The 17,449-nt window shown below is 42.6% G+C and carries 14 protein-coding genes, 1 tRNA gene and 3 rRNA genes; 4 read left to right on the top strand and 14 right to left on the bottom strand.

Annotated features, from left to right (window positions below; all coding sequences use genetic code 11):
* Positions 1-88: 88 nt before the first annotated feature.
* The 5 genes from ACOJUR_RS09855 to ACOJUR_RS09875 form a co-directional block, all read right to left on the bottom strand.
* Positions 89-171: transfer RNA gene (locus ACOJUR_RS09855), tRNA-Leu, on the bottom strand.
* A gap of 69 nt (positions 172-240) precedes the next feature.
* Positions 241-357: ribosomal RNA gene (rrf, locus tag ACOJUR_RS09860) — 5S ribosomal RNA — on the bottom strand.
* 42 nt (positions 358-399) lie between these two features.
* A 23S ribosomal RNA gene (locus ACOJUR_RS09865) occupies positions 400-3,349 on the bottom strand.
* Positions 3,350-3,495: 146 nt separating this feature from the next.
* Positions 3,496-5,031, bottom strand: a 16S ribosomal RNA gene (locus tag ACOJUR_RS09870).
* Together the 16S, 23S and 5S rRNA genes with 1 tRNA gene alongside form the textbook arrangement of a ribosomal RNA operon.
* Positions 5,032-5,760: 729 nt before the next feature.
* A complete protein-coding gene (locus ACOJUR_RS09875) occupies positions 5,761-7,131 on the bottom strand; it encodes a UvrD-helicase domain-containing protein (RefSeq protein WP_420949901.1) in 1,371 nt (456 codons plus the stop codon).
* A 112-nt stretch (positions 7,132-7,243) separates the two neighbouring features.
* Here ACOJUR_RS09875 and ACOJUR_RS09880 point away from each other — a divergent pair, with 112 nt between their 5' ends.
* The gene (locus ACOJUR_RS09880; protein WP_420949902.1) at positions 7,244-7,933 is read left to right on the top strand and encodes a metallophosphoesterase; all 690 of its coding nucleotides are present in this window, start codon (positions 7,244-7,246) and stop codon (positions 7,931-7,933) included.
* Positions 7,934-8,402: 469 nt separating this feature from the next.
* Positions 8,403-8,912 carry a hypothetical protein gene (locus tag ACOJUR_RS09885; protein ID WP_420949903.1) on the top strand — a complete coding sequence of 170 codons (510 nt, stop codon included), beginning with the start codon at positions 8,403-8,405 and terminating at the stop codon, positions 8,910-8,912.
* Between the two features lie 24 nt (positions 8,913-8,936).
* Here ACOJUR_RS09885 and ACOJUR_RS09890 read toward each other — a convergent pair whose 3' ends face one another.
* From ACOJUR_RS09890 to ACOJUR_RS09900, 3 genes are all read right to left on the bottom strand, one after another.
* Complete coding sequence (locus ACOJUR_RS09890) at positions 8,937-9,659, bottom strand: class I SAM-dependent methyltransferase (RefSeq protein ID WP_420949904.1); 723 nt, start codon at positions 9,657-9,659, stop codon at positions 8,937-8,939.
* Between the two features lie 75 nt (positions 9,660-9,734).
* A complete protein-coding gene (locus tag ACOJUR_RS09895; protein ID WP_072874248.1) occupies positions 9,735-10,451 on the bottom strand; it encodes a S1C family serine protease in 717 nt (238 codons plus the stop codon).
* 148 nt (positions 10,452-10,599) lie between these two features.
* Entirely contained in the window at positions 10,600-10,770 is a 171-nt protein-coding gene (locus ACOJUR_RS09900) for a hypothetical protein (protein ID WP_165611985.1), read from the bottom strand.
* Between ACOJUR_RS09900 and ACOJUR_RS09905 the strand changes: the two genes are divergently transcribed.
* The gene (locus ACOJUR_RS09905; protein WP_420949905.1) at positions 10,764-11,096 is read left to right on the top strand and encodes a DUF1450 domain-containing protein; all 333 of its coding nucleotides are present in this window, start codon (positions 10,764-10,766) and stop codon (positions 11,094-11,096) included. The genes ACOJUR_RS09900 and ACOJUR_RS09905 overlap by 7 nt on opposite strands.
* 17 nt (positions 11,097-11,113) lie before the next feature.
* Here ACOJUR_RS09905 and ACOJUR_RS09910 read toward each other — a convergent pair whose 3' ends face one another.
* From ACOJUR_RS09910 to ACOJUR_RS09920, 3 genes are all read right to left on the bottom strand, one after another.
* Complete coding sequence (locus ACOJUR_RS09910) at positions 11,114-12,001, bottom strand: DUF2797 domain-containing protein (RefSeq protein WP_420949906.1); 888 nt, start codon at positions 11,999-12,001, stop codon at positions 11,114-11,116.
* Between the two features lie 12 nt (positions 12,002-12,013).
* Positions 12,014-12,427: a hypothetical protein gene (locus tag ACOJUR_RS09915; protein ID WP_420949907.1), complete on the bottom strand. Its 414-nt coding sequence runs from the start codon at positions 12,425-12,427 to the stop codon at positions 12,014-12,016.
* 203 nt (positions 12,428-12,630) lie between these two features.
* The gene (locus ACOJUR_RS09920; RefSeq protein ID WP_129583585.1) at positions 12,631-13,317 is read right to left on the bottom strand and encodes a Sir2 family NAD-dependent protein deacetylase; all 687 of its coding nucleotides are present in this window, start codon (positions 13,315-13,317) and stop codon (positions 12,631-12,633) included.
* 100 nt (positions 13,318-13,417) lie between these two features.
* Between ACOJUR_RS09920 and ACOJUR_RS09925 the strand changes: the two genes are divergently transcribed.
* Complete coding sequence (locus ACOJUR_RS09925; RefSeq protein ID WP_072874247.1) at positions 13,418-13,825, top strand: helix-turn-helix domain-containing protein; 408 nt, start codon at positions 13,418-13,420, stop codon at positions 13,823-13,825.
* 207 nt (positions 13,826-14,032) lie between these two features.
* Here ACOJUR_RS09925 and ACOJUR_RS09930 read toward each other — a convergent pair whose 3' ends face one another.
* The 3 genes from ACOJUR_RS09930 to ACOJUR_RS09940 are packed head-to-tail and all read right to left on the bottom strand — an operon-like array spanning position 14,033 to position 17,392.
* Entirely contained in the window at positions 14,033-15,784 is a 1,752-nt protein-coding gene (locus tag ACOJUR_RS09930) for a HAMP domain-containing sensor histidine kinase (RefSeq protein WP_072874246.1), read from the bottom strand.
* Positions 15,781-16,488, bottom strand: coding sequence for a response regulator transcription factor (locus tag ACOJUR_RS09935; protein WP_072874245.1), 708 nt, complete (start codon positions 16,486-16,488; stop codon positions 15,781-15,783). The genes ACOJUR_RS09930 and ACOJUR_RS09935 overlap by 4 nt, the downstream gene beginning before the upstream one ends.
* Before the next feature lie 58 nt (positions 16,489-16,546).
* Positions 16,547-17,392, bottom strand: a complete 846-nt coding sequence (locus tag ACOJUR_RS09940; protein WP_420949908.1) for a pseudouridine synthase — start codon at positions 17,390-17,392, stop codon at positions 16,547-16,549.
* Between the last annotated feature and the right edge of the window lie 57 nt (positions 17,393-17,449).

Here is a 17,449-nt window from a genome sequence, read left to right on the forward strand (position 1 = left end):
TTTACTGTTAGATAATATTATTCAGATGAAAAGCCCACTTCCATGTGCGAAGTAGGCTTTATAAAAGGTTGTACAATGCTTATTTTACTGGTGCGGGTGAAGGGACTCGAACCCCCACGGTCTCCCGCCAGAACCTAAATCTGGTGCGTCTGCCAATTCCGCCACACCCGCAAGAAATAGCAAAGAAAACTCTATCATAATAAAAATTTATTTACAACCAAATATAAAGTAAAATAAATCGCCTGGCAACGACCTAGGTTCCCAGGGGTCTTCACCCCAAGTATGCTCGGCGCTGGAGGTCTTCACGGTCGTGTTCGGGATGGGTACGCGTGTATCCCCTCCGCTATGGTCACCAGACTCTTCTTCCCTTTCCAACTGTCTCAGCAAGAGGGATTTTCCTTGGTGAAGGCCTCGACCGATTCGTATCCGTCCGCTCCACGCCTCACGACGCTTCCACGCCGGACCGATCTACCTTATCGTCTATAAGGGGTCTTCCTTCCTTGACGGAATGGGATACGTTATCTTGAGGCAGGCTTCGCGCTTAGATGCTTTCAGCGCTTATCCCTCCCCGACTTGGCTACCCAGCTGTGCCCTTGGCAGGACAACTGGTCCACCAGCGGTCGGTTCATCCCGGTCCTCTCGTACTAAGGACGAACCCTCTCACGTATCCTCCGCCCACGGCAGATAGGGACCGAACTGTCTCACGACGTTCTGAACCCAGCTCGCGTACCGCTTTCATGGGCGAACAGCCCAACCCTTGGGACCGACTTCAGCCCCAGGATGCGATGAGCCGACATCGAGGTGCCAAACCTCCCCGTCGATGTGGACTCTTGGGGGAGATCAGCCTGTTATCCCCGGGGTAGCTTTTATCCGTTGAGCGATGGCCCTTCCACGCAGTGCCACCGGGTCACTAAGCCCGACTTTCGTCCCTGCTCGACCTGTCCGTCTCGCAGTCAAGCTCCCTTGTGCCTTTACACGCCCCGCGCGGTTTCCATCCGCGCTGAGGGAACCTTTGGGCGCCTCCGTTACCTTTTAGGAGGCGACCGCCCCAGTCAAACTGTCCGCCTGACACTGTCCCCACACCCGATTCAGGGTGCCAGGTTAGAAGACTAGCATCTCAAGGGTGGTATCCCAACATCGACTCCACACAGGCTGGCGCCCATGCTTCTGTGTCTCCCACCTATCCTGTACATGACATGCCCGTCTCCCATATCAAGCTACAGTCAAGCTCCACGGGGTCTTTCCGTCTAGCCGCGGGTAACCTGCATCTTCACAGGTATTACAATTTCACCGGGTCTCTCGTTGAGACAGCGCCCAAGTCGTTACGCCTTTCGTGCGGGTCAGAACTTACCTGACAAGGAATTTCGCTACCTTAGGACCGTTATAGTTACGGCCGCCGTTTACTGGGGCTTCAATTCAGAGCTTCGGGCTCTCGCCCTCACCCCTCCTCTTAACCTTCCAGCACCGGGCAGGCGTCAGCCCCTATACTTCGCCTTTCGGCTTCGCAGAGACCTGTGTTTTTGCTAAACAGTCGCTTGGGCCTTTTCACTGCGGCTCTTCTTCAGAGCGCCCCTTCTCCCGAAGTTACGGGGCCATTTTGCCGAGTTCCTTAACGAGAGTGCTCCCGCGCGCCTCCGTGTTCTCCACGCGCCCACCTGTGTCGGTTTCCGGTACGGGCAGATGCATTCTCCCTAGAGGCTTTTCTTGGCAGTGTGACCTCGAGCGCTTCGGTACTCTTCTTCCCTCCCCATCACCGCTCAGAGTTCTCGCCGCGCGGTTTTCCCTGCGCGACCCCCTTGCGGATTGGACGGCCTCTTCCATCCGGCCGCTCGCTCTAGCCTCCTGCGTCACCCCTTCAGTCATGCAAATCCATCTGGTACGGGATTCTCAACCCGTTCTCCTTCGACTACGCCTCTCGGCCTCGCCTTAGGTCCCGACTAACCCTGGGTGGACGATCCTTCCCCAGGAAACCTTGGGCTTTCGGCGGAGGGGATTCTCACCCCTCTTTTCGCTACTCATACCGGCATTCTCACTTCCATAACCTCCACCTTCCCTCTCAAGAAGGCTTCTCCGCTTATGGAACGCTCCCCTACCCTGTGGTCTTCCCACAGCCATAGCTTCGGTGTGTGGTTTAGCCCCGTTACATTTTCCGCGCAGCGTCACTCGACCAGTGAGCTATTACGCACTCTTTCAATGATGGCTGCTTCTAAGCCAACATCCTGGTTGTCTATGCACCGCCACATCGTTTCCCACTTAACCACCCTTGGGGACCTTAGCTGTTGGTCTGGGCTGTTTCCCTCTTGACTACGGATTCTAGCACTCGCAGTCTGACTGCCACGGTTCAATGAAACGGCATTCGGAGTTCGACGGAGCTTGGTAACCCTGGTCGGGCCCCGCACCCCATCGGTGCTCTACCTCCGTCCCTCATCCGTGACGCTAGCCCTAAAGCTATTTCGGGGAGAACCAGCTATCTCCGGGTTCGATTGGAATTTCTCCCCTACCCCCAGTTCATCCCCCGGCTTTTCAACGCCGGTGGGTTCGGGCCTCCATGCGGTGTTACCCGCACTTCACCCTGACCAGGGGTAGCTCACCCGGTTTCGGGTCGATGGCAATCAACTTCTCGCCCTCTTCAGACTCGCTTTCGCTTCGGCTCCGGCTTCCCTGCCTTAACCTCGCTTATCACCATCACTCGCCGGTTCATTCTACAAAAGGCACGCCGTCATCCTTTCGGACTCCGACTGCTTGTAAGCACACGGTTTCAGGTTCTCTTTCACTCCGCTCCCGCGGTTCTTTTCACCTTTCCCTCACGGTACTCTCCGCTATCGGTTGCCAGGGAGTATTTAGCCTTAGGAGGTGGTCCTCCCGGATTCCCACGGGGTTCCTCGTGTCCCGCGGTACTTGGGGCCTGCGCTACCTCCCTCGACAAGCTTCGCCTACGGGGCTCTCACCCGCTCTGGCCGACCTTCCCATGTCGTTTGGCTCCCTTGTCTCCTTCGGCCCAGGCAAGACCCTGCCTGGCTGCGCATCCCCTCTACCCCATGATGGCAACGGGGGTCCCCTTCTCCACCATCATGGTTTAGGCTCTTCCGCGTTCGCTCGCCACTACTTGCGGAATCACTCTTGTTTTCTTCTCCTCCAGGTACTGAGATGTTTCAGTTCCCCAGGTTCCCTCCGTCTATCCTATACATTCAGATAGCGGTACCGGCCCATCACGACCGGTGGGTTCCCCCATTCGGACATCCCTGGATCTTCGCTCGCGTACAGCTCCCCAAGGCATTTCGGTGTTCGCCCCGTCCTTCTTCGGCTCCTGGCACCTAGGCATCCTCCGTGCGCCCTTTCTACCTTCACCTTGCTTCCCTCTTGCTGATTCAGTTCTCAAGGTCCTTCGAGCTTATCCCTCTCTCAAGGCATAAGTAGCTTTCGCTAAGTTCTCTCCCGAGAACCCTCAAAACTAAACACGCACGCCTCTCCACCAAACCCCTCTCTCTTCCCTAGAAAGGAGGTGATCCAGCCGCACCTTCCGATACGGCTACCTTGTTACGACTTCACCCCAATCATCGACCCCACCTTCGGCGGCTGGCCCCCTTTCGGGTTACCCCACCGACTTCGGGTGTTGCCAACTCTCGTGGTGTGACGGGCGGTGTGTACAAGGCCCGGGAACGGATTCACCGCGGCATGCTGATCCGCGATTACTAGCAATTCCGGCTTCATGCAGGCGAGTTGCAGCCTGCAATCCGAACTACGAGCGGTTTTCAGGGGTTCGCTCCAGATCGCTCTCTCGCTTCCCGTTGTGCCGCCCATTGTAGCACGTGTGTCGCCCAGGACATCAGGGGCATGATGATTTGACGTCATCCCCGCCTTCCTCCGACTTGCGCCGGCAGTCACCTGTGAGTCCCCACCTCTACGTGCTGGTAACACAGGTCAAGGGTTGCGCTCGTTGCGGGACTTAACCCAACATCTCACGACACGAGCTGACGACAACCATGCACCACCTGTCTCCTCTGCCCCGAAGGGACCTACCATCTCTGGTATCGTCAGAGGGATGTCAAGCCCTGGTAAGGTTCTTCGCGTTGCTTCGAATTAAACCACATGCTCCACTGCTTGTGCGGGCCCCCGTCAATTCCTTTGAGTTTCAGTCTTGCGACCGTACTCCCCAGGCGGAGTGCTTATTGGGTTTCCTTCGGCACTGAGGGTGGTACCCCCCAACACCTAGCACTCATCGTTTACGGCGTGGACTACCAGGGTATCTAATCCTGTTTGCTCCCCACGCTTTCGTGCCTCAGCGTCAGTCACTGTCCAGCAAGGCGCCTTCGCCACTGGTATTCCTCCACATCTCTACGCATTTCACCGCTACACGTGGAATTCCCCTTGCCTCTCCAGTACTCAAGTCCTACAGTTTCCAAGGCATTCCCAAGGTTGAGCCCTGGCCTTTCACCCCAGACTTGCAGAACCGCCTACGCACCCTTTACGCCCAGTGATTCCGGACAACGCTTGCCCCCTACGTATTACCGCGGCTGCTGGCACGTAGTTTGCCGGGGCTTCCTCTCGGGGTACCGTCTCGCAAAGAGCATTCCCTCTCCTTGCCGCTCTTCCCCCTTGACTGAGCTTTACAACCCGAAGGCCTTCCTCGCTCACGCGGCGTTGCTCCGTCAGGCTTGCGCCCATTGCGGAAGATTCCCTACTGCTGCCTCCCGTAGGAGTCTGGGCCGTGTCTCAGTCCCAGTGTGGCCGGTCACCCTCTCAGGTCGGCTACGCATCGTCGCCTTGGTAGGCCTTTACCCTACCAACTAGCTAATGCGCCGCGGGGTCCTCTCTCAGCGATGCCCTAGCATCCTTTCCCGCATCAGGCATGCGCCTCATGCGCCTATCCGGCCTTAGCACCCGTTTCCAGGCGTTATTCCGGTCTGTTAGGCAGATTCCCCACGTGTTCCTCACCCGTCCGCCGCTGGTATCTTTCGATACCCGCTCGACTTGCATGTATTAGGCACGCCGCCAGCGTTCGTCCTGAGCCAGGATCAAACTCTCAATGTCTGATTCCTTCTCCCTCGCTCTCTCGAGCTCGGGCACTTCTTCTCTGGCGTTTGGTGATTCTTGTGCGTGTTTAGTTTTCAAGGTTCTCTCGCTGCCAAGGCTCTCTTTCGCGTCCCCTCTTGCAGCGACAGCGACTATCTTACCTCCCTCCAAACTTTTTTGCAACCCCTTTTTGTAATCCTTTTTTTACCTGATCGTTCTGCAGAATGGTCGTTTGGGTAGAGGCGAAAAAAGGAACAAGCCCAGCGTAGCAAGCATATTTCATATACTGGTGATCGATGCTGTTCTCATCAGATGAACTTGTTTTAGCTTACGCAGTCTTCTTGTGTTGTTCCATCTGGTTTACGGCTAGTGCTGATGCGAGTATCGCGATCGCGTTGATAAGCATGTGTATCTTTACCTTGGCTATTCCTTCAAGCGAAGCCGTCAGAAGTGCAAGTAGAATCGCTTCATGATGGATAGATCTTGTGCTTTTGGGTTGACGGCTTTCTTAACTTCAAAAGCATACGGTTGGAGAGCCAAGCCCCAAAAAAACAGAAGCAGGCGATGGTTGGAGAAGATACAAATAGGACTTCCCTCTTCGGAAATTTCTGGTTTCGTCACTTGAAATCTTCTCGAAGGTTGGGGTGAAGTCCTTTTTCATGCCTTCAAATCCCTTGTATCAGATGGATTTAAAATTTTACAGTCCACTCACCTTAGAAATTCAAGTTTTAATAATTGAAATTGTCTTCAATGAATGGACATTTGACTTTCGAGAAGGTAAGGAGAAATGTTCATTTTTTTCCCACCATAACATTGTGGAAAAAAAGTAATTAAAACATGTTTTGCTCTTGTACACGCGACGAAGAATAACCTCCGCTCTTCATCATCTTCACTCGTTAAATTTTGATTATCTCTAGTTGGGATGAGAATATGAGAATCCACATTTCGCAGAAATGGATTCTTTTCTACGGCTCCTAGTAAGAAAACCACATCCCACTCCAGTCCTTTTGCTTCATGAAACGTACAAACTGTCAGATAAAAATGCCGACTATAGTATTTTGGAATCAGTTTTATAAATGGTATCAATTCTCTTCGTGTTCGAGCTAAAATAGCTATGCTCATATTCTTTTTTAAACTAAAAAAATGCAAAAGCAGTTTTTCAATAAAATAATACTCTTCTTCTTCATTCTTAACTGTGACGGCCGCACAATTACCATACATGGAGCTTGTTGGAATCATAATTTTTTCAGATCGATGACTTTGTTTTTCGATAATATTCGATGAATATTTACAGATATCTATATCTGAACGAAAATTATACTGCAAAAAATATTTAGACGTATTAGGAATAAGCTCATCCAAATGGAGCAACCAGTAACTGGATGATCCCCGAAATGAATATATGGCTTGGTCATCATCACCAACTACAAAAAGCTTAGCGTCAGAAATTTTGATTAATTCATTCAAAACATGCCACTGAATGTTATTTGTATCTTGAAACTCATCAACCATGATGAATTCCCATTTTCTCATGACATCTTGAAATGACTTAGAGTGTGTGAATAAAAATAGGCTAAAGAGCAAAATATCTTCAAAGTCCCATCGTTTTTCTACACTTTTATTTTTTTCATACATTTCCAATAGATCCATCTCGAATTGAGAATTTCCATGAATGGGATATCGACTTTTCATACGCATGATGATTTGTACAGCGTCATCTATAAGTTGAGTGGAAAAAGGTTGACTAATAGGCAATAATTTTCGAAGTGCACTCTCAATAAGTTTTCGTTCTTCATGCGATTTTAAGAGAACTGGCATTTCCTTGACAAATGGGAGTATAAATCTGAAAAATTGACCATGAAAAGTTCCAATTCGTAATTTTTTTAACAGTTGTTTGTGTTGAATTTGACCTGTTAATTTTGACATCATGCTTTGAGCGGATTTCCGGGTAAACGTTACAGCCATTGTTTGATCGGAATAAATTTGTCTATTATCAAGCTGATGAGCAAGAAAAGCAGTAAATACAGTTGTTTTACCACTTCCCGGACCAGCAAAAATAACTGTATTTTGAATAGGTTGATTTAAAATGAGACTTTGTTCTGAAGTCCAACGCTCCATGTAATCACCATTTAAAATATAGATGATTCGCAAGTTCAAGTACCAGATTGAATAGTAAAAAAAACAATATCAAAAGCTGATTTTAGAATAAATCATTAAGGAGAACTAACACGTGAATGTATTTGCCATTGCAGATTTACATTTATCTTTTTCATCAGAAAAACCCATGGGGATTTTTGGGGATTGTTGGGATAATCATGCGGAAAAAATTAAAGCAAACTGGATCGAGCATATTCATCATGAAGATCTAGTATTAATTGCAGGTGATATATCATGGGCAATGACTTTAGATGAAGTACAAGAAGATTTGAATTGGCTCGGTACATTACCAGGAAAAAAAATTTTAATTAAAGGAAACCATGATTATTGGTGGAATGGTATCGGAAAGGTAAGATCCATATTACCAAGGAATGTATTCGCTATTCAGAATGATTCAATGTTAATCGACGATCTATGTATTTGTGGTACTCGAGGATGGCAATTACCCTCACATCCCAAAACAACATCAGATGATATAAGGTTATACGCTCGAGAAGTGGAGAGACTAAAATTATCCTTGCTTTCTGCACCTAAAAATTGCCCAAAAAAAATGGTGATGCTTCACTATCCGCCATTAAGCTCGAATGGTGATTCCACGGAGATTACTGAATTATTAGAAAAAAATAATATTGATTTATGTATATATGGTCATCTTCATGCTCAAGCACATCAATATGCTTTTGAGGGTTTTAAAAATGGTATAGAATATCGCCTAACAAGTGCTGACTACTTAGATTTTAGCCCCGTAAAATTAAATATCTAACTCAAGTCTCACACCCGATTTAATCCGGTAATGCGCCGGTACAACTTGGGATTCTATACGATAAAAAAGCAAAAAACACCCTCATTTTCTGCTAAGCGGATAGGAATTCCTTTGCACCACTTACCTTTTCGTTGCTCAGTTCTGAGAATGAGCGCAACCGCCTCCGTGATATGGAAGATTCCATCGACAATCGTACTTGCGGTTATAGGCGTTAGAAAGAGTGCATGCAAAAGGCAACAGATGCTCTCTTTGAATTGCTGGCCCAGGCACGAGCCATGAGATTACCGCAAAACACTTGCTATTCGACATTTTGGTTTGCGTATCCAGCAGTCATCCTCAAGGCATTAGACCATTAGATCATGTGGTGTGCATGTGCTCAAAGCGTTGCCTAAAGTTGGCTACGAACACGAAGGACGCCGCTTGACGCTCAAAGAGAAAGCGCTATGGGCGGGAGAAAATCCTTGCTTCCGTGATTGTCGCCATTGGTCAAAATGAGAATAACAACCCAATCCCTATCAAGATGGTGTTTGTACGAGACAGGGACTGTTCCCGTCAATGGCTCAAACTTCTTTCCGCAGTTGTAAACCTGTCAGATGACGAAATGATTCGCATCTACTTCAAGCGATGGGACATTGAGTGTTTTTTCAAGATCAGTAATCCAATCTGCGATTGGCAAAGGAACTGCAGGGGCGCACATACGACCAAATGTTTGCCCACACCACATATTTTTCACGAAGTACATCATACTGAAAACTCGACACGGGACGAGCAAGACCCAAGAACGATAGGGGCGCTCTTCTTCGATTGCCTTGACAAACTCAATAACATCCGGTTCCCTGACGCCATGTGTCTACTGCTCGAATGGCCAAAATCCATCACGAATACGGCAGATATCCAAAATGACAACGTTATCGACAGGACTGTTGAACAGTTTATCAACCATTTATCCAGATCTATCAAGGAAAATCTGGTTGCCTAGGGTACGAAACTATAGAATTTAAGCTTACTTGTTAGAAACAAAAATACCGTAACCAATGGTATGAGAATATTTTTCCATCCACTCTGCATTTTCCCGGATAACGCTTAATGCCTGTTGGTTTATGGCCTTACCCATACTGCTATTTAAGTCAAGTGTCTGTGAATAGTTAGTAGATTGAACAACTGAACGAAGAGGTTGCATGAATAAAACTTTGGTCTTTTTAAATCCTGCTTTCTGAAAAAGCTGTATCCAACCGTTTTTATCCCAAACATTTTTTGCTCCGTAGGTTTCAAAAACTGTTTGTTTCCATTCCTGATTAACGGGCATAGTTAAAACCATCTCGACATCTACAAACCTACCTTTTTCAGAAAGAACTCTATATATTTCTATCAAAGCCTTCTGTTGTTTGACAAAAACTAATACACTTTCACATAAAACGACATCGAAAGTGTCATTATCAAACTTCAAATTTTCAATATCACCCATTTGAATATCGATATCTACCCCTTCTTGATTTGCTCTAATTTTACATTTTTCTAACATTTTAGATCTTATATCGAGAGCTGTAACACTACATCCATAATGCTTGGCCAGAAAAACAGCTGTTGCACCGGTTCCGCATCCTACATCTAAAACTTTAAGCCCTGCAGTTGGGTTTATATATGAAATCCATTGATCGGTTGAATATTTCCCACCGGGATGCGCATGCGAAACATTTAACTCAGCTAATGCTTCGTGATAATTCATATACTGATCACTCCTGTTCACATGCAATTCATTAAAAAACACACATAATCAATCATTTAAAGTTGCAGCAGATTTTCAATCAACAGGCATTAATTTTTTTAATACTGTTCTTAGAATATCGGCGGGTATCGCAAAACCAATACCTTGTGAACTTTGTGAGACTGCAGTATTCATTCCAATAACTTTGCCCTGCAAATTGAGTAATGGTCCTCCACTATTACCACGATTTATAGCCGCATCTGTTTGGATTAAATTTTCATAATGACGTTCACCAATGGATAAGGGTCTATTTTTGGCACTTACGATGCCGACAGTCACCGTATTGTCCAATCCAAGTGGAGAACCAAAAGCAAGTACCCATTGTCCAACAGATATGTCTTTCATTTGGGCAATCTCTAACACAGGATATTTATCCTGGAGTGCTTGACAATGAAGCAACGCAATATCATGTTCTTCATCGGTAGAAACAACCGTGCCTGTAAGTGTTTTTTTTGAATCTACAGCTCGCAATATTACTCGATTAGCACCATGGACAACATGTTCATTAGTTAAAAGATATCCATTAGCATGCACCAAGAACCCTGTACCAATATTTACACTTGAATAGGAACGTTCAGGAAGCTGTCCAAAAGGGCCGAAAAACTGAAATGGACGAGAGGAATTTTGTATTTGAACTACTTCAATACCAAATACAGAGCGGCTCCATTTATTTATGATGGATACGAAATCAGGATTTTGGCGAGCTGGTCCATTCTTTAACTTTGAACGATTAAGAGGCTTTTTTTTCTGCATCAAATGTCACCTCACCGTCAGTAAAAACAAAGACTAACGGATCGTATGAGGCAAGACACATTCCTGTGATCAAACTTTATGTATTATAATCAAAGAAGTGACTTTTTTTGAGACAACTTATTCAGTCTCTGTTACTTTATTTTGCATATTAAGAAATTTCATTATAAATTTTTGCTCGCACAGCATATTTTCCTGATCTCGTTTTTCGAACTTCGACTTTTCTTTGCTGATGATGAAGGGACTCATTTTGCATTTGTAATGCAAAATAATGAGCTACGGATTGAGATTGAAAAAGTTTAGAATAATACAGCCATGACAAAAAAATCGCCTCCCGGCCATAATATTCCCTATGAATCAGAAATTATGATATGTTCTGAGAATTATTTTTTCAAAGGAGATTTTCTTAAAATGGAATTTAATAAATTGCTCGAAATATGTATATCTAACCCTGCTGTAACCCTGTTACAACAGGAACTCAAAACAATAGAGGAAAAAAATTGGATAACAACGATTACCTATGATTGTTTGGGGTTTTGTGAAACCTGTTCTGAGTGTAGTTATGTATTACTGGAAGGAGATATCATGAGCGCTTCATCTAATCAGGAACTTTTAAAAAAAATCATAGAAGAACTTAAGTTAATTTGAAGCAAAAAAGTTTCAAGTTAATAACTCACGTTTATCATATATCCCTGATATCTTCTCATATTGATAACGCAGTTTTTAAAAATTAAATAATGTGCTTTCAGGGAAATAAGTGTATCTTCAAATTCTTCATTTTCTTTTAACGAAGCAGGCGAAACTGGCAATTTGGATTGTGAATATAGCGGATCCATGGGATAAAAAAAACGATAACATCGGGAATGATTGACCATCTCAATCTCATCTATATTTAATATCTTTATTTTTTCAAAAAGCAGTTGATATGTAGAAGCAAATTCATCTTCGTCTATGAAATGCGTATTAATCATCTTTCTCCAATTGGTTTTATCCGCCACATATTCAGTCAATAAATGTTCAATTTCACCAGCAACTTTACGAGTAGAGACAGAGCAAAGTAACTTACCAGCAATCGCTCCTTGTTCCATCCATCTCGCCAACTCCCTACCAGCCCTTGTCAATCCAACTTTTGACTTATCAGTATATGAAAGATAAACATAATGGGGTATCATACAATGATTCAAAGCATAGTTCTCGTCACGGCATGTTCCCTGATGGAAATGACAAGTCTCTGGCTTTAATACACATAAATCACATTCTGCTAAACTCACAAAACATGGATAACAATATCCGTTGTTGTATAGTTTTTTTACCTTTCTATGGCAATGAATACAAAACATTTCCCCCGTAATCTTCATACGGATAGTACGACCTAACAATTTATTTAAATGAATTTCAGATTCACTTAATTTGATGTAATAATCAACAGGCTCATTGGGAACTAGTTTTAAATTATAATAAACACCAGATGCAGAATGATACAGAACTATCAACCCATCTTTCATAATGTATTTATAAATATAAAAGTTCCTATCAGATAAAAACTTTTTCACCCAAACAAGATATTATCTAGTATCGTATTTTTGTTGACCAAAAGGTTTGGGTCCAGCAGGTATTCCATCAAATTCAAATAGCCATCCATTTTCCAATTTAAAAAACTTGATATCTGCTTGTTCATCCATCATTAATAGATGAAATAAATTCATATTCGTTTTTAAATAAGGACTTAGATATTCATCTTTAAGATGCAAGTTTAATACTTTCTGTCTATCATCCACAGACAAAGAAATTCCCTGGAAGACATTATAACCCTCAACAGATGAAACTGACAGTCTTTGCTGAGGGGTTGAGTTGTACCACAAATCGTCAAATAAATATCGAGCCATTTTAGATTTCCTACTTTGGTCACTTAGGAATGCGTAAAATGTCAATCTCTTTCCTCCGCATGCTTGCCATATTTTTAAACCAAATTCTCTCAAACCATAAAGCCAACGCCCCCTTGGTAAACCAACCAGATTAGGGGGCGAGGAAAAAGGATATGGGAAAGTCTGATTAGATTATAGCTAAGTTTATTCAAAATGGAAATAGGTAAATTATAGTGTGTCTACTATCAAGATAGCTTTCAATTGATGAAACTGATATCATGAGTTTTTTTGTTTATTATAAAATACCTCAATTTACTTTATTTGCATAAATAAGGTATTATTGTTTCGGAATTTTGATTAATCCAAATAACAGGTACTTGTTTTGTGGTGGCTATTTTAGGGAAATATCGAATAGGTAACGCATCCATTTCAGTTCCAATAATCAGTAACAAATCAGATTGGCATATCCAATGGGTTGCAAGAGAAACTCCTTTCACTTTTTCACCAACAAATACAAAGCCAGGTCTTAAAATTTGTTTGCAATTTGGACAATTAAAACCATGATGTTTAAGAAAATCAGATTTTAGAATTATAGCACAAGTTTCACATCGTAACTCTCTTAAATTACCGTGAATTTCTATTACATTTTTTGAACCTGCTTCAAAATGAAGTCCATCAATGTTTTGTGTAATAATTTTGAAATTTTTTTTATGGAGATATAGATGAGCATTGTTTGGCAGTGCTTTCTTCCATTCGAAGAAAATTTGATAATAAAAATCAAAATACCTCTCAGGTTCTCTTCTCCAAAAATCTTTTAAAAATAATTGATGTACTGTTTTGCCCTGAAAATTCATCTCATTTACAGGCAAACCACTCGCTACGCTAATTCCTGCACCAGTTATACACACTGGAAAATTAGCCTTTAACAGCAGCATTTTGATATTTTTCGCTACTTCAACCCAATCTTTGTGACTCAAATCATAAATCAAGCATCCATCACTCACTCATAATTTTATATTTATATTTGAACCATACTTTACAAATCCGATAATGTTCAATATATTATCGTTGTAAGGCAAAATTACTTAAAATGGAGGAATTGGATTGAAAGATTCTTTTGGTTATCGTATACGTCGAATTCGACAACAAAGAGATTGGTCACAACAAGAATTAGCGCTTCGTTCAGGTATATCTACACCACATATCTCTTCTCTCGAAAGGGATATTCGCCAACCTTCATTGGAATACGCCAAAAGATTAGCCAATGCTTTAGGAGTACCCTTAACCGCACTATGTGATAACACGAAGGAACTAAAAATGCCTAAGATTTTAGAATCAACAGAAGACTGGCCGGTAGAAATTCAAAATTTAATTTTGAATGAAGAAGCTGCTCCCTATTTAGAAGCAGCACAGCAAATGAGTATTCTTCCAAAAGAAGAATCTGAGTTTATATCATTAATTATTGATTTACTTGTTCAGAAATTTACTTATAAATCAAAACATAATGAATGATCACAATAAGACTTTAACACCGTAGCGCCCTCGCTGCGTTTGAAAAATACCTACGTAGCGAGGTGGAAAATACGAAAGTAACTGATGATTAGGTTGATCTACAATTCTGGCCACTAGGCAAGAAGCCTGAAATCTGGTGTCATACAATTTACTTAGATATATCCAAGCCATTTTGTGATTTCTTCTTTCTTGTAAATTGATTTCAATTTATATTCTATTTTCAGTTACTTGCCGTTTTAAGGGTAATACAACTGTAAATGTAGTTCCAACATGAAGTGCGCTTTTAACAATAATTTCTCCACCATGCTTTACAATAATGTATCGAGCAATTGCAAGTCCTAATCCAGTCCCTCCTGCAGAACGTGTACGAGCTTTGTCTGCTTTATAAAAGCGTTCAAAAACATATGGGACGTCCTCAGGAGGTATACCACTACCTGTATCTTTAACTTGTATATAGACATAATGCGTCTCTGTTTCGATAGAAATTTCGATTTTACCTTTTTCTGTATGCCTAAACGCATTATCCAAAAGATTAGTAAATACTTGTTCTAAGCGATCTTTATCTGCCTCAAGTAAAATGGGTCTGTCAAATAAATGAACTTGTAAAGATACTCCCTTTTCTGAGGATAAGGTGAAAAATTTTCTTGATACTTTTTTAATTAATGAATTGATCTCTACGGGTGCATATTTCATTTGAAATTGGCCCGATTCGAGTGAAGCTAAATCCAGCAAATCGTTAACCAATCTTTTCATGCGCATAGCTTCTTCGTGAATAATTTGTACTAATTCACGACGCATTTCTGGATCATTATCCAATTCGTCTAACAAAGCTTCACTATAACCTTGCAGCATACTTAGTGGTGTTCTTAATTCATGTGAAACATTGGCTAAAAAATCTTTCCGGAGAGAATCCATTTGTCGTTCTTCAGTAATATCCCTGAGAACTGTTAATGTCCCACGTACCAGTTGACTGTCCGGTTCTCTTAGAGGGATGACATGTAAAAGAATATTCCTATCTTGCCATAGCCATTCACGGCTCATTGATTCGCCATGATTCTGCACAGCTTGTAAGAGGCTTTGCATGGCATCTGGCAACTGTGAGACATCTACAATTCCTCTCTCTGAAAGTGACATCTGACGTAAAATTCGCAATGCTGGAAGATTGGCTAATGTTATCTGTCCTAAGGTATTGGTTGCCATCACACCATCCTGCAAGGATTGGAGAATGGTGCTCAGTTGATCTCTTTCCATTGAAAGTGCATGAATGGTGTGATCGAGTTGAGCAGCCATTGCATTAAATGTACTTCCCAAACGTCCAACTTCATCACTGGTCACAACATTGACTCGATGCTTAAAATCACCTGATTGCATCAATTCGGCTGCATGGTTCATTTCAACAAGTGGTTTAGAAAGATTCTTTGAGACTACAAAAGCTAATCCAGTAGCCAAAAACACACCCAACAATACATCAAAAAGTATGAGATTACGCATATGGTCAAGCGGAGCATCTAATACACTCATTTGTTGTGAAACGGCAAGCAGGCCAGGATTTTGACCAGGCCTTTTTACTAAATCGTAAATCGTGATTTGGGGTGAACCATTTCCAATTTGTCGAATAATAATGGGTTTACCCGATTGAAGTTGATAGCGTTCTGATGTGCTCAGTGAACGAAACTGCTTGTCCAATGCATTGTTCTCTTTTAAAGAAGGCGTATAACTCATTTCCGCATTTTGAACTTTTTTGAGAAGATTTTTCGATAATAATAAATGTTCTAGATTATCGTTTTTCTGTAGTTCATCAGAGATGGATAAAGTCCAATGAATAAGGGAAGAGGATTGATTATCTTCCACATATGTTGCAAAAAATTGTTGTAGCAAAACAGATAACAACACAAGCACCACGACAACCATACCAACAATCGTCAGCCAAAGTTTTAAAACAATACTGTTCTTAATCACGCGATAACCTCAAATTTATATCCTACTCCCCAGACAGTTACAATATAATGGCTAACTCTTTCGGAAAGTTGTCCAAGTTTTTCGCGTAATCTTTTTACATGAGTATCTACAGTTCTTTGATCACCATAAAATTGATAATTCCAGACATCTCTAAGTAATTCTTCACGACTAAAAACTTTGTCAGGCCGCTGAGACATATACACAAGTAAATCAAACTCTTTTGGAGTCAAACTCACTTCTTTTCCTTCGACTTCTACACGCCGTGCATCGATATGAATTAAAAGCCCCGGAAAAGAAAGAGTTTGTTGTAAGTCCGCCTTGAAAAATTCAGTCTCTCCAGACCTTTTTAAAAGTGCCTTCACTCTCATGACAAGCTCGCGAGGAGAAAAAGGTTTAACGACATAATCGTCTGCTCCAATTTCAAAACCATGTACTCGACTCATTTCATCCCCTGCCGCAGTCAACATCATAATAGGCGTCTCAGCATGTTGGCGAACCTGAGTGCATACATCACGCCCGTCCATTTCAGGTAACATAAGATCTAAAATAATAAGAGACAACGGTTCATTAAGTGCAATTTCCAACGCATCTTTACCATTATCTGCTTCAATAATTTCAAAACCACTACGCTCGAGGTACATTCTTACTAAGCGACGTATTCGTTCTTCGTCGTCCACCACCAGAATACGCGGTTTCTGTGGCATGCTCATCCCCCGTCTCGAAATTTTTATTTAATGATGTAACATCTCGACTGGTTTCGTTCTAAGTCTTATTTCTTTGGGCTTGTCCATTGCCCTTTTTCTTATCTGATTGATTTTGCAAATTTCTTATACGTCGCTCCGAAGCAAGTTTATAAGTTTGAATGATTTCTTTAGGATAGTCAGGTATGGGTAAATTGCAAATTCTATAAATGTCTCCCCATTCTTTTTCATCTAAAAATCTCCATTGTCCAACTCTTAAATCATTTAACTTGAGAGGACCAAATGCTATTCTTTTTAAACGTTTGACGGGTAAATCCAATTTCTCAAACATCCGTCGAATTTGACGGTTTTTTCCTTCGAAAATTTCTATGTCTACAACAGATTCTTTAGGATGCTGACGCAAAGCCCAGACTTTTGCTGGAGCAGTTACGCCATCTTCCAGCTCAATTCCCTGCTCCAAATTTCTTACAATTTTTTTATCCACCATACCTAAAGCTGTCACTCGATATAATTTGCCAATATGATGACTTGGATGAAGAAGTTTATGAGTTAATTCCCCATCGTTTGTAAGTAGCAATAAACCACTAGAATCATAATCCAGCCTTCCTACGGGATAAAGTCTAAAAGGCAATGATGATATCTTCTCCATAACTGTTTTTCTTCCCTCTGGATCGGTAACAGAGGAAATACGCGAAGTAGGTTTGTGCAACAGAATAGATATTTTAGGTTCTGCAGCAATTGGATGTCCGTCCACTGTGATTTCTTGAATCATTGGGTCGACTTTGGTTCCCAATTCCTTAACAATCTTTCCATCAATGGCCACCCTACCAGATAGAATATACTCTTCACATTTTCTTCTTGAAGCAATTCCTGCGGACGCCAAGACTTTTTGTAATCGCTCTTCCATGTATGAATATCTCCATTTCTATGGGACATGGAGTCATTATACCCTAATTACACGCAT

This window comes from Alicyclobacillus tolerans, from assembly GCF_048984885.1.
GTDB classification, from domain to species: Bacteria; Bacillota; Bacilli; order Alicyclobacillales; family Alicyclobacillaceae; genus Alicyclobacillus_I; species Alicyclobacillus_I tolerans.